At 62.7% G+C, this 22924-nt stretch carries 19 protein-coding genes and 1 pseudogene; 15 read left to right on the top strand and 5 right to left on the bottom strand.

Translation table 11 applies throughout. The annotated features are described in order from the left end of the window. Positions 1–1539: pseudogene (locus EN932_RS07935) on the bottom strand (peptidoglycan-binding protein); the annotation flags it as partial. A 455-nt stretch (positions 1540–1994) separates the two neighbouring features. Between EN932_RS07935 and EN932_RS07940 the strand changes: the two are divergent. The 7 genes from EN932_RS07940 (at position 1995) to EN932_RS07970 (ending at position 10840) form a co-directional block, all read left to right on the top strand. After that, positions 1995–2453 carry a MerR family DNA-binding transcriptional regulator gene (locus tag EN932_RS07940; RefSeq protein ID WP_013533661.1) on the top strand — a complete coding sequence of 153 codons (459 nt, stop codon included), beginning with the start codon at positions 1995–1997 and terminating at the stop codon, positions 2451–2453. A gap of 307 nt (positions 2454–2760) precedes the next feature. Then, entirely contained in the window at positions 2761–4551 is a 1791-nt protein-coding gene (locus tag EN932_RS07945; protein ID WP_127368993.1) for an acyl-CoA dehydrogenase, read from the top strand. A gap of 46 nt (positions 4552–4597) precedes the next feature. Continuing rightward, a complete protein-coding gene (locus tag EN932_RS07950) occupies positions 4598–5770 on the top strand; it encodes an acyl-CoA dehydrogenase family protein (protein WP_082826644.1) in 1173 nt (390 codons plus the stop codon). A gap of 33 nt (positions 5771–5803) precedes the next feature. After that, entirely contained in the window at positions 5804–7012 is a 1209-nt protein-coding gene (locus EN932_RS07955; RefSeq protein WP_027161729.1) for an acetyl-CoA C-acetyltransferase, read from the top strand. A gap of 14 nt (positions 7013–7026) precedes the next feature. Continuing rightward, complete coding sequence (locus EN932_RS07960) at positions 7027–9246, top strand: 3-hydroxyacyl-CoA dehydrogenase NAD-binding domain-containing protein (RefSeq protein ID WP_128368780.1); 2220 nt, start codon at positions 7027–7029, stop codon at positions 9244–9246. An 82-nt stretch (positions 9247–9328) separates the two neighbouring features. Continuing rightward, positions 9329–9979: a helix-turn-helix transcriptional regulator gene (locus EN932_RS07965; RefSeq protein ID WP_013533656.1), complete on the top strand. Its 651-nt coding sequence runs from the start codon at positions 9329–9331 to the stop codon at positions 9977–9979. A gap of 9 nt (positions 9980–9988) precedes the next feature. Continuing rightward, positions 9989–10840: a thermonuclease family protein gene (locus EN932_RS07970; RefSeq protein ID WP_348629878.1), complete on the top strand. Its 852-nt coding sequence runs from the start codon at positions 9989–9991 to the stop codon at positions 10838–10840. On the opposite strand, the gene EN932_RS07975 is transcribed toward EN932_RS07970, so the two are convergent. After that, positions 10806–12452, bottom strand: a complete 1647-nt coding sequence (locus tag EN932_RS07975) for a lysine--tRNA ligase (RefSeq protein WP_063170009.1) — start codon at positions 12450–12452, stop codon at positions 10806–10808. The two genes, EN932_RS07970 and EN932_RS07975, sit on opposite strands and share 35 nt — an antisense overlap. Before the next feature lie 165 nt (positions 12453–12617). Between EN932_RS07975 and EN932_RS07980 the strand changes: the two genes are divergently transcribed. Beyond that, the gene (locus tag EN932_RS07980) at positions 12618–13025 is read left to right on the top strand and encodes a tellurite resistance TerB family protein (protein ID WP_013533653.1); all 408 of its coding nucleotides are present in this window, start codon (positions 12618–12620) and stop codon (positions 13023–13025) included. A 12-nt stretch (positions 13026–13037) separates the two neighbouring features. Here EN932_RS07980 and EN932_RS07985 read toward each other — a convergent pair whose 3' ends face one another. Beyond that, positions 13038–13886 (bottom strand): transporter substrate-binding domain-containing protein, encoded by an 849-nt coding sequence (locus EN932_RS07985; protein ID WP_063170010.1) that lies wholly within the window; start codon positions 13884–13886, stop codon positions 13038–13040. Between the two features lie 249 nt (positions 13887–14135). On the opposite strand from EN932_RS07985, the gene EN932_RS07990 reads away from it, so the two are divergent. The 3 genes from EN932_RS07990 to EN932_RS08000 all read left to right on the top strand — a co-directional run bounded on the left by EN932_RS07990 (position 14136) and on the right by EN932_RS08000 (position 16366). Continuing rightward, the gene (locus EN932_RS07990) at positions 14136–14867 is read left to right on the top strand and encodes a LuxR family transcriptional regulator (protein ID WP_024503165.1); all 732 of its coding nucleotides are present in this window, start codon (positions 14136–14138) and stop codon (positions 14865–14867) included. Positions 14868–14963: 96 nt separating this feature from the next. Then, on the top strand, positions 14964–15602 hold the full coding sequence (locus EN932_RS07995) for an acyl-homoserine-lactone synthase (RefSeq protein WP_013533650.1): 639 nt from the start codon (positions 14964–14966) through the stop codon (positions 15600–15602). Between the two features lie 14 nt (positions 15603–15616). Continuing rightward, positions 15617–16366 (top strand): enoyl-CoA hydratase-related protein, encoded by a 750-nt coding sequence (locus EN932_RS08000; RefSeq protein WP_013533649.1) that lies wholly within the window; start codon positions 15617–15619, stop codon positions 16364–16366. Positions 16367–16415: 49 nt separating this feature from the next. Here EN932_RS08000 and ppk2 read toward each other — a convergent pair whose 3' ends face one another. After that, positions 16416–17324 carry a polyphosphate kinase 2 gene (gene ppk2, locus EN932_RS08005; RefSeq protein WP_013533648.1) on the bottom strand — a complete coding sequence of 303 codons (909 nt, stop codon included), beginning with the start codon at positions 17322–17324 and terminating at the stop codon, positions 16416–16418. 121 nt (positions 17325–17445) lie between these two features. Between ppk2 and EN932_RS08010 the strand changes: the two genes are divergently transcribed. From EN932_RS08010 to EN932_RS08020, 3 genes are all read left to right on the top strand, one after another. Beyond that, positions 17446–18711 carry an ATP-binding protein gene (locus tag EN932_RS08010; protein ID WP_164753417.1) on the top strand — a complete coding sequence of 422 codons (1266 nt, stop codon included), beginning with the start codon at positions 17446–17448 and terminating at the stop codon, positions 18709–18711. Between the two features lie 112 nt (positions 18712–18823). Further along, complete coding sequence (phoU, locus tag EN932_RS08015) at positions 18824–19549, top strand: phosphate signaling complex protein PhoU (RefSeq protein ID WP_013533646.1); 726 nt, start codon at positions 18824–18826, stop codon at positions 19547–19549. A gap of 90 nt (positions 19550–19639) precedes the next feature. Beyond that, entirely contained in the window at positions 19640–20650 is a 1011-nt protein-coding gene (locus EN932_RS08020) for a magnesium and cobalt transport protein CorA (RefSeq protein ID WP_013533645.1), read from the top strand. A gap of 114 nt (positions 20651–20764) precedes the next feature. Here EN932_RS08020 and EN932_RS08025 read toward each other — a convergent pair whose 3' ends face one another. Further along, a complete protein-coding gene (locus EN932_RS08025) occupies positions 20765–21283 on the bottom strand; it encodes a GcrA family cell cycle regulator (RefSeq protein ID WP_127365491.1) in 519 nt (172 codons plus the stop codon). Positions 21284–21641: 358 nt separating this feature from the next. On the opposite strand from EN932_RS08025, the gene EN932_RS08030 reads away from it, so the two are divergent. Beyond that, complete coding sequence (locus EN932_RS08030; RefSeq protein ID WP_063170013.1) at positions 21642–22841, top strand: aspartate aminotransferase family protein; 1200 nt, start codon at positions 21642–21644, stop codon at positions 22839–22841. Positions 22842–22924: the final 83 nt, after the last annotated feature.

Here is a 22924-nt window from a genome sequence, read left to right on the forward strand (position 1 = left end):
CGCCGCGTCCAGCCGGCTTGAAATGTCTTCGAGCCGGCTCTCCAGTCCGCGGATCGCCGCTTCGCCCGCGGGATCGGGCACACGCGTTTCAAGGCGCCTGGCGAGCGCCGTAAAGCGGGCATCGATGGCTTCCATGATGCCGACGCTGTCGACCTGCGGCATGCGCTGGTCGAGCCTGTCAGCAACCTCGTCCAGCCTGCGCTCGAGATCGCGGAACAGCATGTTGCCCTGCTCGATGGCGTCACCCTGGCGGCGTTCCATCATGCTCGACAGGACGTCGAAGCGTTGCTCCAGCCCATGGAAGATGTAGTCGGCGTCAGGCATGGCGGGTGCCTGGTCGATCTTGTCGGCGATGAATGCGATCTGCTTGGCCAGGCGCTCCATCGCCTGCTCCGGCAGATTGGCGCGGCCGGCGAGTTCGTCGACCCGGCCCGACAGCGTGCTCAACCGGTCCATGACAGCGTTGCCGGGACGATCCTGCGCCACTTCCTGGATCTGGCCGGCAAGCGAGTCGATCCGTCTCTCTATGCGCTCGAAAGCCTCGTGGTCGAATGAATTGGCTTGCGCGGCGACCGTCGATGCCACGATGGCGCGGGAAATCTCGTCCAGCCGCTCGTCGATCATGCCAAGCGTGTCGCTGCCGCGATTGTCTTGCTGGCTGGCGAAATGGTCGACAGCGCCGGCAAGCGTGCGCACCTTCTCCTCCAGCGAGCGCAGCGACAACGATTCCGGCAAATTGTTGACGGCATTGCTGATCTGCTCGAGCCGGGCGGTGAGAGCAGACAGGCCCGGGTCGTCCGAGCGCTTGCGCTGGTCGGCGTCGACGCGGTCTTCGAACGCCGTCCAGCGGCGATCGAAATCGTCCCAGCGGCGGTCGACCTTCTGCACGCTCTCTTCGCGTGCCAGCGTTTCGAGTGCGGCTTTGACCTGTTCGAGCTCGAGCCGCAGCATGTTGACGCTTCTGTCGTCGCTCTTCTCGGCCAGGGTCTGGATGGCGCCCGAAAGACGCTCGAACTCAAGGCCGAGTTCAGCACTGCCCTTGGCCGAAGCACCGGGCCTTGCGCCTGACTGGAAGGCCCGCTCGATGTCCTTGCGCAGCGCTTCGAATTCCCGCTGCAGGCCTGCGGTCATCTGGTGGCGCAATTCCTCGCGCATGCCGCGCAATTCGCCGGCGATCTTGCCGACCATGGCAACGCCATCCTCCTGGCCGCGCACGCGATCGATATCGCGGGCAATGGCCTGGTAATTCTGCTCGAAAGCGGCGGCTCCCTGCATCGGGCTCTTCGGACGCGACGCGGGCTGCGGGTCCTCATACCAGCGCTGCTGGCCAGAGGGCCGGGCGGCGGGGTAGCGCGCATCGGCACCATATTGGCGGGGATCGGGTTGGCGGAGTTCGGGACGTGCCATCGGATCCTCGCGCGTCCGCTCCAGCCGCTGCTCCAGTGTCTCCAGCGACTGGTTCAACTGATCGAGCGTGGTCTGCGGCCTGCGCTGCCTGCCGGCATTGAGTGTATCGAGATAGGACCGCTTGCTGTTCATCGGTGCGTCCGTCTTTCAGAATGGCTGGCTCGCGGCCAGTTCCCCCAGGTCCCTATCGGAACGAAGGCGACCGGCGGCGATGCCGCGGCGGAAGACGAGCTTCCCGGGCTCTCGCCCGCGCTCCGAAAAACCGTGAAAAATTCGATACAGGATAAACACGGGTAGCCGACGCGCCCACATTTCCCCCAACGTGGTAAACAACGCGTTAACCAAACTTAAGAAATCGAAAGGATGTTGGCTGCCGGCCTGACGGTGCGGCATAAAGGGCGGGGCGCAGAACGCCCTTGCGTCATCCTGCGGCAATCGGTATAGAATTGACGTAAACGTAAAAGGCGCATTGAGCGCATGTTTGCGATTTGTTTGTTGAAACCACGACTGGAAGCAGGCCCCCGCTTCCAGTCAGGCGACGCACGGTCCAGGACCGCGACGCCACCAGACGGGGAAAGCCAGTGACCATGAAGCTTATCTCGGCCGGCGAGACCGCGGCCAATACCAATATGTCTGCCGAAGCCGGCGAGGACCTCGTCCGCATCGGCGAGATGGCGAAGAAATATGGAGTGACGCTGCGCACGCTGCGTTTCTACGAAGACAAGGGCCTGCTCAACCCGCAGCGCGACGGTTCGACCCGTCTCTACACGCGCCGCGACAAGGCCCGCCTCAAGCTGATCCTGCTTGGCCGCAAGGTCGGATTCTCGCTGCGCGACGTCAAGCAGATGATGGATCTCTACGATCCCACCGGTTCAAACACCAAGCAGCTCAAGCTTGCGCTGGACAAGTCGGAAAAGCAGCTTGCCCGCCTGCAGAAGCAACGGGCGCTGATCGACGACGCCATCAACGAGCTCAGCGGCTCGATGTCGGCGGTGCGCCAGATGCTGAGCGAGCGTTCGGCGCCGCAGGCGAGCGCCGCCAGCTGAAGCAATTCCGTCAGGAATTGCGCCAGACACCAAGTCGTCTGCTGATTGTCCGAGTTCTGTCTAGCCGCGTGGCCTGCCACGCGGCTTTTCGTTGTCCTGGCCCACTCTTATGGCCTTTCGGCGCTGGCTTGCGCAACGTCGCGCCGCTACGCTCATTGCTCCAGGGGGCGGGGAATCTTGTCGCATCGAGAAAATTGACGTTTACGCAAACGTCAATTTTTGCTATCCCGCTCCCAATATGGGTCCGCATGCCGCCCTGGCTTGTCTTCGGGGCATTCGGACCGGGTTTGCAGGGTGGAGAAAAAGCATGCCGACATACAGGGCTCCGGTCCAGGATACGCTGTTCGTGCTCAACGAGGTTCTGGGTTATCAGCGTTATTCGAACCTTCCCGGATTTGCCGACGCCACGCCCGATGTGCTCGAGGCGATCCTCGCCGAAGGCGCCAAGCTCGCCGAAAACGTCATGCATCCGCTGAACCGTGTCGGCGACATGGAAGGCTGTGTGCGTCACGACGATGGCTCGGTGACCACGCCGAAAGGCTTCAGGGAGGCCTTCGACCAGTACCGCGAGGGCGGCTGGATGGGATTGGCCGCACCCGTCGAGTTCGGCGGCCAGGGCCTGCCCTATGCCGTGCACACCGCCGTCGCCGAATATATGGTCTCGGCCAATATGTCCTTGATGATGTATCCTGGCCTGACGCAGGGCGCGATCGCGGCAATCATCACCCACGGCACCGACGAGCAGAAGGCGACATGGTTGCCGAGGATGATCGAGGGTGCCTGGACCGGCACCATGAACCTGACCGAGCCGCATTGCGGCACGGATCTCGGCCTGTTGCGGACCAAAGCGGTGCCGAACGGCGATGGCACCTATAAGATTTCAGGCCAGAAGATCTTCATCTCGGCCGGCGAACACGACATGTCGGACAACATCGTCCATCTGGTGCTGGCCCGCATCGAGGGTGCGCCGGAAGGCGTCAAGGGCATCTCGCTGTTCATCGTGCCGAAGCTCAAGCTCGACCCGTCGGGCAATCCGGGCAACAGGAACACCGTCTCCTGCGGCTCGATCGAGGAGAAGATGGGCATCCACGGCAATTCGACCTGCGTCATGAACTATGACGAGGCTGAGGGCACGCTGCTCGGCGAGCCCAATGGCGGCCTGAAGGCGATGTTCACGATGATGAACGAGGCGCGCCTCGGTGTCGGCCTGCAGGGGTTGTCGCTGTCGGAGATCGCCTATCAGAACGCTGTCGGCTACGCCAAGGACCGTTTGCAGGGCCGCTCATTGTCTGGGCCGAAGGCGCCGGACAAGAAGGCCGATCCAATCATCGTCCATCCCGACATCCGCCGCAGCCTGATGACCATGAAAGCCTTCAACGAGGCCGGCCGCGCGCTGGCGCTGTGGACGGCGATCAAGTCCGACATCGCCCACCGCTCCGGCGATGACAAGGATCGCCAGGCCGCCGACGACTACACCGGCCTGATGACGCCGGTGGTCAAGGGCGTGCTCACCGACAAAGGGTTCGACCACGCCGTCATGGCGCAGCAGGTGTTCGGCGGTCACGGTTATATCGAAGAGCACGGCATGAGCCAGTTCGTGCGCGATGCCCGCATCGCCATGATCTATGAAGGCGCCAATGGCATCCAGGCGCTCGACCTCGTCGGCCGCAAGCTTGGTTTGCATGGCGGCCGCGCCGTGCAGGCCTTCTTCAAGGAGGTCGGCGAATTCTGCGAGGAGAACCGCGCTAACGAGAAGATGGCGCCGTTCACTAAGGCGTTGAAGAAAGGTCTCAACGATTTGCAGGCGGCGACCATGTGGCTGGTGCAGAACGGCATGGCCAAGCCCGACAATGCGGGTGCCGCCTCGACCGACTACATGCATCTCTTCGGCCTGGTCGCTCTGGGCTATATGTGGGCGCAGATGGCCAAGGTGGCACTTGGTAAGACGGACGCCAATGGCGCGCAATCTTTCTACGGCAACAAGGTCGTGACGGGGCGCTTCTTCATGGAGCGGATCATGCCGGAGACATCGGCTCATCTCGCCCGCATTTCGAGCGGCGCCGACACATTGATGGCACTGCTGGCGGAAGCGTTCTAAGCTCGACCTCACTGGCCTTTCTGTCTGTCGATACGCGGAGGAAATCGTGGCGACAAATCCCGCCGAAGTGCTCTCTTTGCCGAAGCCCGCCTGGGCGGCGGACGAGGTCGGCATGCTCTACGACATGGCGCATCGCTTCATGTCGGAGGAGATCGCGCCGCGCTACGACGAGTTCGAGAAGAACGAGATGGTCGATCGCGAAAGCTGGCTGAAGGCAGGTTCCGCCGGCCTGCTCTGCGCTTCTATGCCGGAGGAATATGGCGGCTCCGGCGGCACCTTCGCGCATGAGAGCGCCATCATCGAGGCCATTGGCCATGTCGGCGTCGACGGGTTCGGCATCGGCCTGCACAATTCGATCGTCGCCCCTTATATCCTCCACTACGGCTCCGAGGAGCAGAAAAAGAAATGGCTGCCGAAGCTGGCGACCGGCGAGCTGATCGGCGCCATCGCCATGACCGAGCCCGGCGCCGGCTCCGATCTGCAGGGCGTCAAGACGCGGGCGCAGAAGGATGGCAACCACTACAAGATCAATGGTTCCAAGACCTTCATCACCAACGGCCAGCTTGCGAACTTCATCATCGTCGTCACCAAGACCGATCCGGAGAAGGGCGCCAAGGGCACCTCGCTGATCGTCGTCGAGACCGACGAGGTCGAAGGTTTCCAGCGCGGCCGTAACCTCGACAAGATCGGGCTCAAGGCCAACGACACGTCGGAGCTGTTCTTCAACGACATGCGCGTGCCGACCTCCAATTTGCTCGGCCACGAGGAAGGTCAGGGCTTCGTCCAGTTGATGCAGCAACTGCCGCAGGAGCGGCTGCAGATCGGCACAGGCGCCATCGCCATGATCGAGCGGGCGCTGGCGTTGACCATCGACTACGTCAAGGAGCGCAAGGCGTTCGGCAAGGCGATCATCGATTTCCAGAACACCCAGTTCAAGCTGGCCGAACTCAAGACCGAGGCCACCATCGGCCGCGTCTTCTACAATGATTGCGTCGCCCGCCACATCGCGGGCGGCCTCGATCCCGTGACAGCGTCGATGGCCAAGTACTGGCTCAGCGACCTGCAGGGAAAAGTCGTCGACGAATGCCTTCAACTGCATGGCGGCTATGGCTACATGAATGAATACCCGATCGCCCGCATGTTCCGCGACGCCCGCGTCCAGCGCATCTACGGCGGCACCAACGAGATCATGAAATTGCTGATCGGACGCTCTCTCTGAAGGCGACATCAGGCAAACCCAAGGAGCAAGCAAATGGCTGAAGCTTATGTCTATGACGCCGTGCGCACACCGCGCGGCAAGGGCAAGAAAGACGGATCGCTGCACGAGGTGCCGGCGGTGCGGCTTGCCGCCAAGACGCTCGAAGCGCTGCGCGACCGCAATGGGCTGGACACTGCAAACGTCGACGACATCATCTTCGGCTGCGTCGATCCGGTCGGCGAGGCGGGTTCGGTCATTCCGCGCGCCGCCGCCTTCGAGGCCGGCTACGACACCAAGGCGCCCGGCATGCAGATCTCACGCTTCTGCGCTTCCGGGCTCGACGCCATCAATTTCGGTGCCGCCAAGATCGCGCAGGGAGCGGACGAGATCGTCATTGCCGGCGGTGTCGAATCGATGTCGCGCGTCGGCATGGGCGCCTCGGGCGGTGCCTGGTTCATGGATCCTTCGGTCGGCCTGCCCGGCTGGTTCGTGCCGCAAGGCATCTCGGCCGACCTGATCGCCACCAAATACGGCTTCAGCAGAGACGACGTCGACGCCTATGCGGTCGAGAGCCAGAAGCGCGCCGCCAAATCCTGGGCGGATGGCCGCTTCAAGAAATCCGTCATCCCGATCAAGGACCAGAACGGCCTGACCATCCTCGACCATGACGAGCATATGCGCCCGTCGACCGACATGCAGTCGCTGGCCTCGCTCAACCCGTCCTTCGTCATGCCCGGCGAAATGGGCGGCTTCGATGCGGTCGCGGTGCAGAAGCATCCCGAAGTGGAAGAGGTCAACCACGTCCATCATGCCGGCAATTCGTCCGGCATCGTCGATGGTGCGGCGGCCGTGCTGCTCGGTTCGAAGAAGGCCGGCAAGGCGATGGGGCTGAAGCCCCGCGCGCGTATCCGCACCTTCGCCAACATCGGCTCCGAGCCTGTGCTGATGCTGACCGGTCCGGTCGACGTCACCGAGAAGCTGTTGAAGCGCGCCAAGATGAAGCTCTCGGACATCGACCTGTTCGAGCTCAACGAAGCCTTCGCTTCGGTGGTGCTGCGCTACATGCAGGCTTTCGACATTCCGCATGACAAGATCAACGTCAATGGCGGTGCCATCGCCATGGGTCATCCGCTCGGCGCCACCGGCGCGATGATCTTCGGCACGGTGCTGGACGAACTCGAGCGGCGCGATCTCAACACCGCTCTGGTGACGCTGTGCATCGGCGCCGGCATGGGCACCGCAACCATCATCGAACGCGTCTGACGGGGAGAGAAACGATGAGCTACACCAATTTCGCCCTCGACACCGACGCCGACGGCATTGCGCTGGTCACCTGGGACATGCCCGGCCGTTCGATGAACGTCTTCACCGAAGAGGCGATGCGGGAATTGAACGCCATTGTCGACAAGGTGGCTGGTGACGCCGCCATCAAGGGCGCCGTGATCACCTCCGGCAAGGATACCTTCTCCGGCGGTGCAGATATCTCTTTGCTGCAGAAGATGCTGACGACCTTCGCCGCGGAAAAGGGCAAGGACGCCGAAAAGGCGACCAAGGCGCTGTTCGACAATGCCGGCATGATGACCGGCCTGTTCCGCAAGCTGGAAACTTGCGGAAAGCCGTGGGTGTCGGCGATCAACGGCACCTGCATGGGCGGCGCCTTCGAATTGTCGCTCGCCTGCCACGGCCGTGTCGCCGCCGATAGCGACAAGGTGAAGATGGCGCTTCCCGAGGTGAAGATCGGCATCTTCCCGGGCGCCGGCGGCACCCAGCGCGTGCCGCGGCTGACCGATCAGCAGCAGGCGTTGCAGATGCTGACCTCCGGCCAGACGCTGTCGCCGCAGAAGGCCAAGTCGATGGGCCTGATCCATGAGATCGCCGAGCCGGCCAGGTTGGTCGAGACCGCCAAGGCGATGATCAGGAATGGGCTGAAGCCGGTGGCGCCATGGGACGAGAAAGGTTTCAAGCTGCCAGGCGGCCAGATCTATTCGCCGGCCGGTTTCAATCTGTGGCCGCCGGCGATCGCCATCCTGCGCCGCGAGACTTATGGTAACTATCCGGCCGCCGCCGCGATCCTCAAATGCGTCTATGAAGGCCTGCTGGTGCCGTTCGACACCGCCTTGCGCATCGAGCAGCGCTATTTCACCGAGATCATGCAGACCAGGGAAGCGGCGGCGATGATCCGCTCGCTGTTTGTGTCGCTGCAGGAACTGAACAAGGGCGCCCGCCGCCCGGCCGGCGTGCCCGAAACCAAGTTCAAGAAGATCGGCATTCTCGGCGCCGGCTTCATGGGCGCCGGCATCGCCTATGTCACCGCCAAGGCCGGCATCCCGGTGGTGCTGCTCGACCGTGATCTGGAGTCGGCCGCCAAGGGCAAGGCGCATTCCGACAGCCTGGTCTCGGATCAGGTCAAGAAGGGCCGCGCCAAGCCGGAGGACAAGGACAAACTGCTGTCGCTGATCACGCCGACGGCGGACTACGCCGACCTTGCCGGCTGCGATCTGGTGGTCGAGGCGGTGTTCGAGGATTCGGGCGTCAAGAAGAGCGCCACCGAACAGGCGGAAGCCGTGTTGAAGCCATCGGCGATCTTCGCGTCGAACACCTCCACCATCCCGATCTCGTCGCTGGCCAAGAATTCGGCGCGGCCGAAGAATTTCATCGGCATCCATTTCTTCTCGCCGGTCGACAAGATGATGCTGGTCGAGATCATTTTGGGCAAGAAGACCGGCGACAAGGCGCTGGCCACCGCGATCGACTTCGTTCGCGCCATCAAGAAGACGCCGATCGTCGTCAACGACACGCGCGGCTTCTACGTCAACCGCTGCGTGCTGCGCTACATGTCGGAAGCCTACAAGATGCTGATCGAAGGTGTGCCCGCGCCGATGATCGAGAACGCGGCGAAGGCAGCCGGCATGCCGGTCGGCCCCCTGGCACTGACCGACGAAACGGCCATCGACCTTGCCGAGAAGATCATGAAGCAGACCATCAGGGATTTGGGCGACAAGGCGGTCGATCCCAAGCAGATGGCGCTGATCAACACCATGGTCGACGATCACGGCCGCTTCGGCCGCAAGAATGGCAAGGGTTTTTACGATTATCCGGCAAAGCCCGCCAAGAAGAAGCTGTGGCCGGGCCTCAAGGCGCTCTATCCGCAGCTTGCGCCCGAGAAGGTCGATTATGAGGAGCTGCAGCAGCGGCTTCTGGTCACCATCGCGCTGGAAGCGGCACGGGTGATGGAAGAAGGCATCGTCACCGACCCGCGCGAGGCCGATGTCGGCTCGATCCTCGCCTTCGGCTTCGCGCCCTATACCGGCGGTGCGCTGTCCTACATCGACGGCATCGGCGCCAAGGCGTTCGTCAAGATCGCCAGAAACCTGCAGAAGAAATACGGCGCCGAGTTCAAGGCGCCCAAGCTGCTGCTCGACATGGCCGAGAAGGGTGAGAGATTCTATCAGCGCTTCGATCCCTATGCGAAAGGCGAGACCAGGAAAGCGGCGTGAGTAAGCCTTGCACTGTGGACAAGATGGCGGTCCGGGGTTAGAACAGGGAAGGTATTTTTTCCTGTTCAAAGGAGAGCGACACATGCTCTCGCATGACCGTGTCTGGGCTGCCATTGATGCTCTTGCCGAGCGCTATTCGCTTTCGGCCTCGGGGCTGGCCAAGCGTGCGGGGCTCGATTCCACCGCCTTCAACAAGTCGAAGCGCCTGTCGTCGGATGGCCGGCCGCGCTGGCCCTCGACCGAATCACTGGCAAAGATCATGGAGGCAACGGGCGCCTCCCTCGACGAATTCACCGGTTTGATTGAAGGTCGGGCCGGGGCCAGCCATGCGGCTTCGGTCGCCCGCCGAAGCTCCGTGCCGCTGCTCGGCTTTGCCCAGGCCGGCGCCGGCGGCTTCTTCGACGATGCCGGCTTTCCAGCCGGGCAGGGCTGGGATCTGATCGAACTGCCGACGCAATCGACCGAGAGTTCCTATGCTTTGCAGGTGCAGGGCGATTCCATGCTGCCGCTCTACCGCAATGGCGACGTCCTCATCGTCGAACCGGGCGCCGTTACCCGCAAGGGCGATCGCGTCGTCGTCAAGACCACATCAGGCGAAGTGATGGCCAAGGTGCTCGAGCGCCAGACCGTCAGGTCGATTGCGCTGGTCTCGCTCAATCCCGATCATCCCGACCGCGATATTCCCATGCGCGATGTCGAATGGGTGGCGCGGATTGTCTGGGCAAGCCAATAGGTTAAGCTGGTGCGGCTTCTCCATCACGCGCTGGCGGTTCTGATGGTCCCTGTGATGGCAGCCATCGTCGTCACTGGCGGTCGCACTCTGAAAGGTAGTGAAAGCGTCATCACCGTGGACCAGCTTGATCCGGGCGCCGATGCGATGGCGCAGCAGGCTGCCGGGACGCTGCCCGAGGAGCCGGCTACATCGGCCATTGCAGCTCCGCAGCCGCCGAAGCCGGCGACGCATTCGAGGGCGATCGATCCCGAAATCGTCGCGCCGCCGGAACTGCCCGCCGACGGGCTTGAACGGATCGAGCCGCGCGAGCCGCTGAGCAAACTCGCGCTGGCCGTGCCGCCCAAGCCGAAAATGCCTGACGACTGGAACGGCACAAAGCTGTTCCAGCCGGTTGCGCCGGCCGCCGGCTTGATCGAGGCGAAGGGCTACTCGGTCGCGGTTTCCGGCATCGACATCGTCAGGCAGGACGAGATTTGCAGCGAGGACGGCAAGTCCTGGCCGTGCGGTGTCCGGGCGAGGACAGCGTTCCGCGCCTTCCTGCGCGGCCGCGCGGTGGTCTGCACGGTGCCGCCGCAGGGCGGCCGCGACCTGATCGCAGCCGAGTGCCGGATCGGCAAGCAGGATGTCGGTCAGTGGCTGGTCGAAAATGGCTGGGCGCGCGCCGCCAAGGGCGGCCCCTATGTCGAGGCCGGCGACAAGGCGCGCACGGGCAGGAAGGGCATTTTCGGATCGGCGCCTGATCTGTCCGGCATGCCGGCGATGCCGGCCGCGCCAGGCCCGGCACCTCAGGCGCCGGGTTCGATCCTGGAAGAGGTCGACGGCGTGCTCAAGCCAGCTGACCAGCCAGCGCCCGCTCAATGAGCGCACGCGTCTCGGCAACGCCGTAGAGTGCTGCGAACGAGCCGAAGCGCGGGCCGCGCTCCTGGCCGATCAGCACCTGGTAGATCATCTGGAAGAAGGCGCCCGATACGCCGGGGCCGCCTTCCGGGCTCTGCTTGGAATGATCCTGATAGCGCTCGATCCTGCGTGCGACGTTGAGCGAGGCGTTCTGGATCGCTTCGCCGCTGGCGTCCGCCGGCAGCGCGCCAAGTGCTTCGTCGAGCGCTGCCAGCGCTTCGCGCTCGACCTCGTCGGCGGGCCGGAAGGTTTTCGTCGGCTTCACGAAATCGTCGAAATAGCGGATCGCATGGCCGACCAGCCGGTCGAGCTCTGGATGCGTCGCCGGCGTCACGCCTTGCGTATGACGTGAAATGAATCCCCACAGCACATCCTTGTTCTGCGCGTTGGAAGCGCTGACCAGATTGAGCAGCAGAGAGAACGGCACCGGCATGTCGATCGCGGGCGGGTTGCCGTCATGCATATGCCAGACCGGGTTGCCCAGCCGCTCCTTCCAGTCCTGGCGGGGATAGGCGGCGAGGAACGTGTAGTATTCATCCACGGCCCGCGGGATGACGTCGAAATACAGCTTCTTGGCCTGCCGCGGCCGTTGGTACATGTAGAGCCCGAGGCTTTCGGTCGGCGCATAGGTCAGCCACTCGTCGATGGTCAGCCCGTTGCCCTTCGACTTCGAGATCTTCTGGCCATTCTCGTCGAGGAACAGTTCGTAGACGAAATGCTCCGGCGCCCGTCCGCCCAGAATGTTGCAGATACGGTCGTAGACCACCGCATTGGTCTGGTGGTCCTTGCCGAACATTTCGAAATCGACGCCAAGCGCTGCCCAGCGCATGCCGAAATCCGGCTTCCACTGCAGCTTCACGCGGCCGCCGGTGATCGAAAGCGTGGTCTCGGTGCCCTCGTCGTCGAAGGTGATGGTGCCGGCTTTGGCGTCGACATGCTTCATGGGCACGTAAAGCACGCGGCCGCTCTTCGGCGAGATCGGCAGGAACGGGCTGTAGGTCGCCTGCCGCTCGGGCCCGAGCGTCGGCAGCATCACCGCCATGATCTGCTCATAGCGCTCGGCAGCGCGCTTGAGCATCGCGTCGAAACGGCCGGCCTTGTAGTATTGCGTCGCGCTGGCGAACTCGTAGTCGAAGCCGAACGTGTCGAGGAAGCGGCAGAGCATCGCATTGTTGTGGTCGGCGAAGCTCGCATAGTCGCCGCCGAAGGGGTTGGGGACCGACGATAGCGGCTTGTGCAGATGCGGCTCGAGTGCGGCGCGGTCCGGCACGCTGTCGGGTATCTTGCGCATGCCGTCCATATCGTCGGAAAAGCACAGCAGCTTGGTCGCGACCTTGTCCTGCGTCAGGACACGGAAGGCATGGCGCACCATCGAGGTGCGCGCCACCTCGCCGAACGTGCCGATATGCGGCAGGCCGGACGGCCCGTAGCCGGTCTCGAACAGGACTGTTTGCGGAAAGTCGGCGCCTTTGTAGCGCTCGATGATCTTTTTGGCTTCCTCGAACGGCCACGCCTTGCTTTCGGTCGCGGCCGCCAGCAGCTCGGGGTTGAGATCGATGATGTTTGATCCCGCCATGTCACAGTTTTCCAAATCATCTGCCGGCCCGAAGGCGGGCCGCAGCAAGGGTTTTTCAACCGGTCTCTAGGCGTGCAGCGCCGGAGCGTCAACGCGTGCGGCGCTTTTTCCTTGCGGTGCAGAACGGGCGTTCCTAACTTCGAGGCCCGGTTCAAGGAGAAAAAATTGCCGACACCTCATGAAGCCCTGATCTATCTGATGGTCATCACCTCGGCCTCCGACCGCGACATGACCGATGTTGAACTGGCGCGGATCGGCGAGGTCGTCCGCTCCTGGCCGGTGTTCGAGGACTTCAACCACGACAGGCTGGTCGGCGTCGCCCAGGACTGCCAGAAGCGCCTGCACGAAAAGGATGGGCTGGAGGGCGTGCTGGCCGAAGTCGCCGAGGTCTTGCCCGAGCGGCTGCGCGACACCGCCTATGCCGCCGCCTTCGAGGTTGCCGCCGTCGACCTCGAAATGCGCATGGAAGAGGTGCGGGTGCTGCAGCTGATCCGGCGTCAGCTCGATCTCGACACGCTGACGGTTGCTGCCATCGGCCGCGCGGCCAAGGCGCGGCTGCGTACCCTGACCTGAAAGTCCTTGGCTTTAGAAAAAACTGACGGGGAAATAGCGCAGATAAAATTCGGCGAACGTGCCTTTCATTGAAATTTCCTGCAGCGCGTAGTCGATCGCTGCGGCCAGCGCCGGATTGTCCGCCTTGGTGGCGATGGCCATGCCAGTGCCCAGATATTCGGGCGCCAGATAGGGCCCGCCGGCAAAGCGGCAGCAGCCCGCCGCGTCCGAGCCGCCCAGCCAGAAAGCCAGGCGCATGCCGTCGCCGAAGGCGGCGTCGACCTTGCCGGCCTTGAGATCGGCATACAGTTCTTCCGGCCTGTCGAAAGGGACGACCTGGACCGTGTTGAAATAGTCGCGCAGCATGCGCTCATGCGCCGAGCCTGATATCACGCCGACACGCTTGCCGTGCAGTTTGTCAAAGACGGGCTCGGTCAGCGCCTTGCCCTTCGGCATGATGAAGCGCGCCGGAAACTGCAGATAGGAGCGTGAGAAGGCGTAGGTCGCGCGCGATTCCGGTGTGGCGGCGATGCCGGCGATGATCGCCTCGCCTTCGCCTTTCCGCAGTGCGCCTTCCAGCTCGGCCCAGGGCAGGGCCTGGATCTGGCATTTTTCGACAATGCCAAGCTCGGCGCAGATCGCGCGTGCCAGATCGATGTGGAAGCCGGACAGCTTTCCCGCACCGTCGAGGAAGTTGAAAGGCGGGAAGTCCGTGGTGGTGAGGAATCTCAGCCGGGGCAGCTTCGAAAGGTCTGGCTTGGGCAGCCGCTCCTTGGCATCCCACAGCACCGGAACCTGAGGCGCCGCGGCGCGCGCACCGTCGGCGAACGACAGCAACCCGATCAGCATCGCAAAGGCGAAGGACCTCCACCGGAACGCCAAGATAAAACTCCGCCACAGTCGTGCTCGCACCGGTTTTGGTACGAAAATGGTACAGGCACAATGGTTTTTGATTTCAACACGCCGATTTCAGGATATGATTTAGCCGGTTTGCAAATCAGCTTCGGTCGCCTCGATGAGAGGGAGCCACAAAATAAGTATGCGATTTGCAATCCGTGGTCGGTGGCGAAGTGTAGATCAGGCACGCATCATTGGCCGCAATGCACAAGGCAACATGGGGTTGATGTTGCGATGGGTCAGTTCGATCGCACGCTGGAATACATAGACCAACTGCAGCACGCCGCAACGGCGGCGGCGGTCTGCGAAAGGCTGCTGGGCATAACATCGGATTTCGGTCTCACCGCACTGATGGCGGGAACCGTCCCGCAGCCAGGCACGCCGGCCGGCCAGCAAAAGCAGCATGTGCTTCTCTGCGATTGGCCTGGCGAGTGGCTGGAGCGCTATGTCGCGCGCAACTATGTCGATCATGACCCGGTCGTCAGCCATATGAAACAGTTGCAGGCGCCCTTCCAGTGGCACGAAGCGTCCCAAGGCATCCGCATAGACAAGAGCAGCGGCGAGGTGATGGGCGATGCCGGCGCCTTCAAACTGCGCGATGGGTTGGCCTTTCCGCTGATCACGCTCGACGGCCAGATCGTCATGGTGTCGCTGGGCGGCGAGGCCGTGGAATTGTCCGCCGCCGAATTCGGCCAGGTGTCGCTGGTCTCGACCTACGCGGTTGGCCGCGCCATGCAACTCCACACCATGGCGAACAAGACCATCGATCATATCGTGCTGACGCCGCGCGAGCGCGAATGCCTGCAATGGGCCGCCGTCGGCAAGTCCGAATGGGAGATTTCGCAAATCCTCGGCATTTCCGAACACACCTCGGAGAAACATCTTCTTAACGCCAAAAGCAAACTAGGTGCCGTCAACAGGGTGCAGGCCGTCGCGGAAGCGATACGGCGCGGCTACATTAGTTAGGTCGGCCGTGCCGACCTGAAATCCTTGCCTACGCGATCACGCAATTTTCTCATCAAAGCACGGCCGTATCTTCCTCTGAACGCAGGAGACGGCGGAATGCTTTTTTCCCTTACAACCCAGGAATTGATGGAACGTCCCGACCTTTGGGAGGCCGTCCATCGTTTGCGCTACAAGATATTCGTCGAGGAGATGGGGTGGGATGACCTCAGGCGCCCCGATGGGCTCGAACTCGACCAGTTCGATCACGACGAGGCGGTCCATCAGATCGTCATCAGGGGCGGTGAAGTGGCGGGTTATCAGAGGATGTTGCCGACGACGCGGCCACATCTGCTGACCGAGGTCTTGACCGATCTTTCCGAAGGAACGCCGCCGTCGGGTCCAAACATCTGGGAATTGACCCGCTATGCGGTGGCTCCCGGTTTTCGCGATGGTCGTCGCGGCGTTTCGACCGTCGGCACCGAACTGATTGCCGGTTTCGTCGAGTGGGGGCTGAAGCGCGGCGTCGACAAGGTGATCATCGAGTTCGAGCCGATGTGGGTGCTGCGCGCCTTGCAACTGCATTTCCTGGCGACCCCGCTTGGCTATCAGCGCACCTATGGCAACCAGCAGGTGGTCGCCACCTTGCTGACCTTCAACGAGCACACACTCGATGTGGTGCGGTCGCGCCGCAATCATTTTGCTCCCGTGCTGGCCAGGGGATATCCCGACATGCTCGGGCAAAGGCGTGCGTCATGAGATCGGAGACAGTCATGAGCACACATCCGCAACCTGAACTTCGCAACCACACGCTGGTGGTCACCGTGTCGTCGAGTGACGGCCGGCCGGTGCTGGACAGGAGGGCCTATGAAAGCCTGGCAAGGACCTTCCATGAAGCAGCCGACAATGAGGAGGTTCGCGTCGTCGTCTTGCGCGGCCTGGCAGGCTGTTTCTGTCTGGGCGGCGACTTCTCCGAATTCCTCGACGCCACCAAGCACCAGAAACTGATCGCCGCCGTCACCGACCTGTTCCGCACGCTGGCGACGTTTCCAAAGCCCATCCTTGCCTGCGTCGATGGCGATGCCGTCGGTGTCGGCTGCACCATCCTGTTCCATTGCGACATGGTGATCGCGTCCGATGAGAGCACGTTCAGGGTGCCGTTCGTCGATTTCGGCCTGGTGCCGGATGCGGCGACCAGCATCCTGGCGCCGCAGAAGCTCGGCTACGCCGGTGCCTTCCGCTTCTTCTGCCTCGGCGACACGCTTCGCGCCGAAGATGCCAGGGCGCTCGGCCTGGTCGCGGAGATCGTGCCGGGAGGCACCGTCGAGGAGGCGGCCCTTGGTCGGGCAAGACAGCTCGTCAAGAAGCCGGTCGCCGCCCTGCTGCAGACGCGCGGCCTGCTGAAGGGGAACACCGAGGCCCTCTGCGACCGCATCGATCAGGAGATCTCGCTTTTCCAGCAGGCGCTGCAGGATGATACGACGCTGCGGCGATTGCAGCGTATCGCCAGGCTGGCGGCTTAAGCATCATGATTGCGTCGCGCGGTTCCTTGCCGCGCGACGCAAAAAAGCGTCAATCCTGTTTTCCCAGGAATGACGGCCCTTCGCCGATGATCTTCTTGTCTTCCTTGCCGATGATTTCGAGATCGCGCCCCTCATAGGGCAGAGACGACAGGATGCGCCGCATGACCGCCAGCCGCGCGCGCCGTTTGTCATTGGCCCGTACGATGATCCACGGCGCGAATTCCTTGTGGGTGCGCTCGAACATTGTGTCGCGCACCTTGGTGTAGTCGTCCCACTTGGTGATGCCTGCAACGTCGATGGGCGAAAACTTCCAGCTCTTCAGCGGGCTGTAGCGGCGGTCGTGGAAGCGCTCGAGCTGCGTTTCCCGGCCGATGTTCAGCCAGAATTTGAAGAAGTGAATCCCCTCGTTGGAGATCATCCGCTCGAAATGCGGCGTCTCGTCGAGAAACTGCTCGTGCTGCTGCGGCGTGCAGAAACCCATCACCGGCTCGACGCCGGCGCGATTGTACCAGGAGCGGTCGAAGGTGACGAATTCGCCTGAAGTCGGGAAATGGTCGACATAGCGCTGGTAGTACCATTGCCCCAGTTCGGTCGGGGTCGGTTTGGTCAGCGCCACGTTGCGTGCGGTGCGCGGATTGAGGTACTGGCGCACCACGAAGATCGTGCCGCCCTTGCCGGCGGCGTCGCGGCCCTCGAACAGCGCCATCACCCGTTTGCCGGTCGACTGCAGCCAGGCCTGCGCCTTGACCAACTCGATCTGCAGCTTCTCGAGCGTTTCGTCATACTCATCGCTTTTCATCTTCTTGTCGTAGGGATAGCCGCCGGCAGTCAGCTTGTTGTCCTCGACCCAGTCGGGAAGCACGGGGTTTTCGATATCGAACTCCCGCTCCTTGCCGCCGATCCTGATCTTCAGCGGCCCCGAAGTTGGCGCGGCGGGACTTTCCTTGGCTTTTTTCATCGAGACGAACCCTTTCCAGCTTCGGGACTCATGCTATGGGGAGCCTCCGGAACGGTCTAGTGGAAGTTTTTCCGCCACCGTGGACCGGGTGCGAAGGCATGGGGTGCGGGCCCGCGGGCAGATGGCTGACCTGGACACAGAGCAGAGAGGCATCGCGCAAACCATGGCCGCACGGCTGTGGAACAGCCGCTGGCTGCTTGCGGCCGGCGTCGTCGCGGTCGTCGCCGTTTATGCCTTGGCCGGGATTTCAGCCTATATCGTCCTCGCGGCGCTGCTGTTGCTATTTGCAGCGGCAATACTGCCGGCCGGCGGCGCGCGCCAATCCACCGGCAGCGGCGCTGCCATCGAGGCCATCGGCCTGCAGCGGCTCTCGGGTGAATATCTGGCCGCCGCCGTCGCCGATCCGCTCATCATCTTCGACCGGGCTGCCACCATCGTCCATGCCAACGCCGCCGCCTTCGCCGCTTTCGGCGGCATCGCGCCAGGCATGTCGCTGTCGCTGAAATTCCGGGCGCCGGAAATGCAGGCTCTGCTGGATGGCGTGCTATCGGGCGATGTCGCCTCCGATGTCGTCGACTACATGGAGAAGCTGCCGGTCGAACGGGCTTACCGGGTGAGCGTGTCCTCGGTCGGTCATGCCACCGATCTCTATGTGCTGGTGTTCAAGGACCAGAGCGAAACGCGCAGGATCGACCGCATGCGCGCCGACTTCATCGCCAATGCCAGCCACGAACTGCGCACCCCGCTTGCTTCCATCGCCGGCTTTATCGAAACGCTGCGCGGACCAGCCCGCAACGACGCGGCGGCGCGCGACCAGTTTCTGCAGATCATGCAGAGCCAGACCGGCCGCATGGCGCGTCTGATCGACGATTTGTTGTCGCTGTCGCGGCTCGAGATGAAACCCTATCTGAAGCCGGGAACCGAGGTGGACCTGCGTCAGACCGTCGACAGCGTCATCGACTCGCTCGGACCGCTGGCCAGCGAAAACGCCGTTGCCATCGAGCGGCGCTACGCCGATGGACCGCTTCATGTGCCTGGCGATCGCGATGAGCTTTTCCAGGTTTTCGAGAACCTCTTGGAAAACGCCTGCAAATATGGGCAGTCGGGTGGGCGCGTGGTTGTATCCATAGCGCATAGCGAGGCCGGATCAGAGCCGGGCATCGACGTCACGATCAGGGACTTTGGCCCTGGCATTCCCGAGGAGCACATTCCGCGCATTACCGAGCGCTTCTACCGCGTCGATGTCGAGACCAGCCGGACCCAGAAAGGCACCGGCCTCGGCCTGTCGATCGTCAAGCATATCCTGACGCGCCACAACGCCCGGCTTTCGATCAAGTCCGAAGTCGGCAACGGCGCGGCATTCTCGGTTCATTTGCCGGCGCACTGATATCGCCCTAATTCAAGGGCACTGTTTCTTTTTTCTGTCATCCGGCTAGCGTATCAGCGGGGATTCGAGGAAACGACTCAAAATCAAAACACCCCGTGGGAAGGCATTTGCCATGCAGTCCGTGCACATCGTCAGCGCTTATGACGAGGAGTTGAAATATCTGTCGAAGCGCATCGCCGCGATGGGTGGCCATGCCGAGCGCATGGTCGAACAGGCGGTCACCGCTCTCGTCAATGCCGACCCGGGCCTTGCCCAGAAGGTCATCCGCGACGATACCGTACTGGACGAGGGCCAGCGCGAAATCGACGACAAGGCGATCATCATCATTGCCAAGCGTCAGCCGATGGCGGCGGATTTGCGCGAGATCGTCGGGACCATCCGCATCTCCGCCGACCTCGAACGGGTTGGCGATCTCGCCAAGAACGTTGCCAAGCGGGTGGTCGCCGTCACCGACGGACGCCAGCCGACCAGCCTGTTCCGCGGCCTCGAGGCTCTGTCCAACCTGGCATTGACCCAGCTCAAGGAAGTGCTCGACGTCTACGCGTCCCGTTCGGTGGAGAAAATCGGCTTCGTGCGCGATCGTGACGACCAGATCGACGCCATGTACACATCGCTGTTTCGCGAATTGCTGACCTACATGATGGAAGATCCGCGCAACATCACGCCCTGCACGCATCTGCTGTTTTGCGCCAAGAACATCGAGCGTATCGGTGATCACGCCACCAACATAGCCGAGACCATCTACTACATCGTCACCGGTGATCAGTTGCCGGCTGAGCGGCCCAAGGGCGACAAGACCGACAAAATCAGCCTTTCCGAGACGCAGCCGGTGAAGTGAACGCCGCCTCTCGAACCGTCACCCGATTTACGATAAGCTTTCCGGGCTTTGCCTCTATCCTCGTCCGTGGATTTGCTCCGGGAGGTCGTGATGGAAAATGTTCGGAACCTGACCCCGGCGCCTGCGCCGATATCCGGCATTATCGCTTGCGGCGTTTACACCGCGGGGCGCCGCATCGCCGACATTCCCATCGAGGAAGCCGGCGAATGGGCAAAAAAATCCGGTCACGTCGTCTGGATCGGCCTGTTGGAGCCCGACCGTAACCTGTTGCTGCGCGTCCAGGCGCAGTTTCACCTGCATGAGCTGGCGATCGAGGATGCCGAGCACCCGCACCAGCGGCCGAAGATCGAGCAATATGGCGACGCCTTGTTCATCGTCGCCCGCACCGCGCAGCTGATCGAGGGCCGGGTCACCTTCGGCGAGACCCATTTGTTCGTCGGCTCAGGCTACATAGTCAGCGTCAGGCACGGTCCCTCGACGTCCTATGCCGCCGTTCGTCAGCACTGGGAAAGCTGCCCGCACTCGCTGGCCAAGGGCGAGGATTTCGTCCTCTATGCCATCCTCGATTTCATCGTCGACAATTACATGCCGGTGCTCGAGCAGATCGAGGACGAGGTCGAGGCGATCGAGGACAAGGTTCTGCTGAAGCCGATGACCGCTCCCGACATAGAGCGGCTCTATATGCTGCGCCGCGATCTCCTGCGCCTGCGCAATGCCGCGCTTCCGCTGGTCGAAGTCTGCCGAAGGCTGACCAGCGCCGAGCTGCCGCAGATCCACACCGCCATGCATCCGCTGTTCCGCGACGTCACCGATCACATCCGCACCGTTCAGGAGAAGATCGACAGCCTGCGCGAGGTGCTGGCATTTGCTTTCGAGGCGAGCTTGCTGGTCGGCCAGAGTCAGGAAACGGCCAACACCAAGAAGCTCGCCTCCTGGGCCGCAATCCTGGCGGTGCCGACGGCGCTCGCCGGCATTTACGGCATGAACTTCAGCGACATGCCGGAACTGAAGATGGAATACGGCTATCCGGTGGTTCTGGCCACGATCGCGCTGATCTGCGCGTTTCTGTATTGGCGGTTCAGGAAGAATGGCTGGTTGTGAAGTAGGGCAGTAGGGCAGTAGGGCAGTAGGGCAGTAGGGCAGTAGGGTGGCATTTCGTGAGCGCGACTTTCCGCGCACATACTGCCCTACTGCCTTACTCCCCTATTCCCTTATCTACCTGCTCCGCCGCCGCTCGGATGCCGGCTGGAATGCCACGCGGGCGTGGTACTTGCAGTAGGGACCGGTTTCGGCGGCATCGTTGCCGCAGAAATGGAAGTCCTCTGAAAGCGGATCGCCGTTCGGCCATTTGCAGGTCCGCTCGGTCAGCTCGACCAGCTGCAGATGCCGCGAGATCGGCAGCACGACATTTTCGACCGGGCGGATGTAATGGCGTGCCACGGGTTCGGCGTCGAACTGCGTCTGCAAAGCAGTGGCGCCGACCGATGTCGTGACATGGCGTGCCGTGGTTACGGCGCGTGATACCGATTTCTGGACGGTCGATCCTTGCGCTGCCTTCTTCTGGCGTGCCGGCGTGGCGGTCGAGCGACCGCGGCCCGACAGTTTCAGCCGATGCACCTTCCCGATGACCGCATTGCGGCTGACCCCTCCAAGCTGCGCAGCAATCTGGCTTGCGCTCAGACCCTCCGACCACAGTTTTCTCAAGAGTTCTACCCGCTCGTCAGTCCAGTTCATGAGACCGCGCTCCTCTAAGCGTGCGGCAATCGGAATCCTTCTCCCGACCCGGCAACATTTGCCAGGGCAGACACCACATATATCTGGTGATTAGGTCCGCCGCACGAAATCTAGTTATTTCTCGACTACAACTACTCTATGCGCTGACTCGGTGACAAGAGTCCCAAGTGCAACACGAATCGGTTTTTTCGGTTTTCCCCAACTTGCCCGGTCGCTTATGAGCCGGCGTCCCGTCGGGGGGCTTGCCGCGCGCCACTACGCGACGTTTTCGTTGACTTCATGGCCGAAAAACAGGATAAGCCGCACAGGCCGCCGCTTTGGCGGCTTTTTTGATTTTCCGGTACCGGAGACGCATATAATGAGCGGTTCGGCGCTTTACGAGACCTTTGCTCGCGCACCCCTGGCCTTCGACCACGGGGAAGGCACATGGCTGATTACCGACAAGGGCGAGCGATATCTCGATTTCGCCGGCGGCATCGCCGTCAATTCGCTGGGCCACAGCCACCCGCACCTGGTCGCCGCACTCACCGAGCAGGCAGCCAAGCTGTGGCATGTCTCCAACCTCTACGAGATCCCCGGGCAGAGCCGGCTTGGCGAACGGCTGGCCGACGCCACCTTCGCCGACAAGGTGTTCTTCACCAATTCCGGCGCCGAGGCGCTGGAATGCGCGATCAAGACGGCGCGGCGCTACCATTTCGTCAAAGGCCATCCCGAGCGCTTCCGCATCATCACCTTCGAAGGCGCCTTCCATGGCCGCACGCTGGCGACCATCGCGGCTGGCGGCCAGTACAAGTATCTCGAGGGCTTCGGCCCCAAGGTCGAAGGTTTCGACCAGGTCGGCTTCGACGACATTGACGCCGCCGAAAAGGCGATCACGCCGGAGACGGCCGCGATCCTGATCGAGCCGGTGCAGGGCGAGGGCGGTATCCGCCCGGTGCCGACGCAGTCGCTGAAGCGGCTCAGGCAATTGTGCGAGCAGCACGGCCTGCTGTTGATCTACGACGAGGTCCAGTGCGGCATCGGCCGCACCGGCAAGCTGTTCGCACATGAATGGTCGGGTGTAACGCCCGACATCATGGCGATTGCCAAGGGTATCGGCGGCGGCTTCCCGATGGGCGCCTGCCTTGCCACGGATGAAGCGGCGGTCGGCATGACCGCCGGCGTGCATGGCACCACGTTCGGCGGCAACCCGCTTGCCATGGCGGTCGGCAACGCCGTGCTCGATGTCGTGCTGGAAGACGGCTTCCTCGAAGATGTCCAGCGCAAGGCGCTGCTGATGAAGCAGGGTCTGGCGTCGGTCGCCGACGAGTTTCCCGAAATCATCGAGGACATCAGGGGTGCCGGGCTGATGCTCGGCCTCAAATGCGCCATGCCCAACACCAAGGTGAACATGGCCTTGCGCGACCAGCACCTGTTGACGGTTCCGGCCGGCGACAACGTCATTCGCCTGTTGCCGCCGCTCACCGTCACCGACGCCGAGATCCATGACGCGCTCAACCGCATCCGCGCCGGCGCCAAGGGCCTGGCGGAGGCGATCGCTTCCGCCGCGGCGAAGTAATCCCGGAATCATTGCTGATGTCAGTTCGCCATTTCACCGATCTTTCCACCGTTTCCGAAGGCGACCTGCGCTTGATGCTGGAC

Source organism: Mesorhizobium sp. M7A.F.Ca.US.002.01.1.1 (genome assembly GCF_004022955.1).
GTDB classification, from domain to species: domain Bacteria; phylum Pseudomonadota; class Alphaproteobacteria; order Rhizobiales; family Rhizobiaceae; genus Mesorhizobium; species Mesorhizobium ciceri.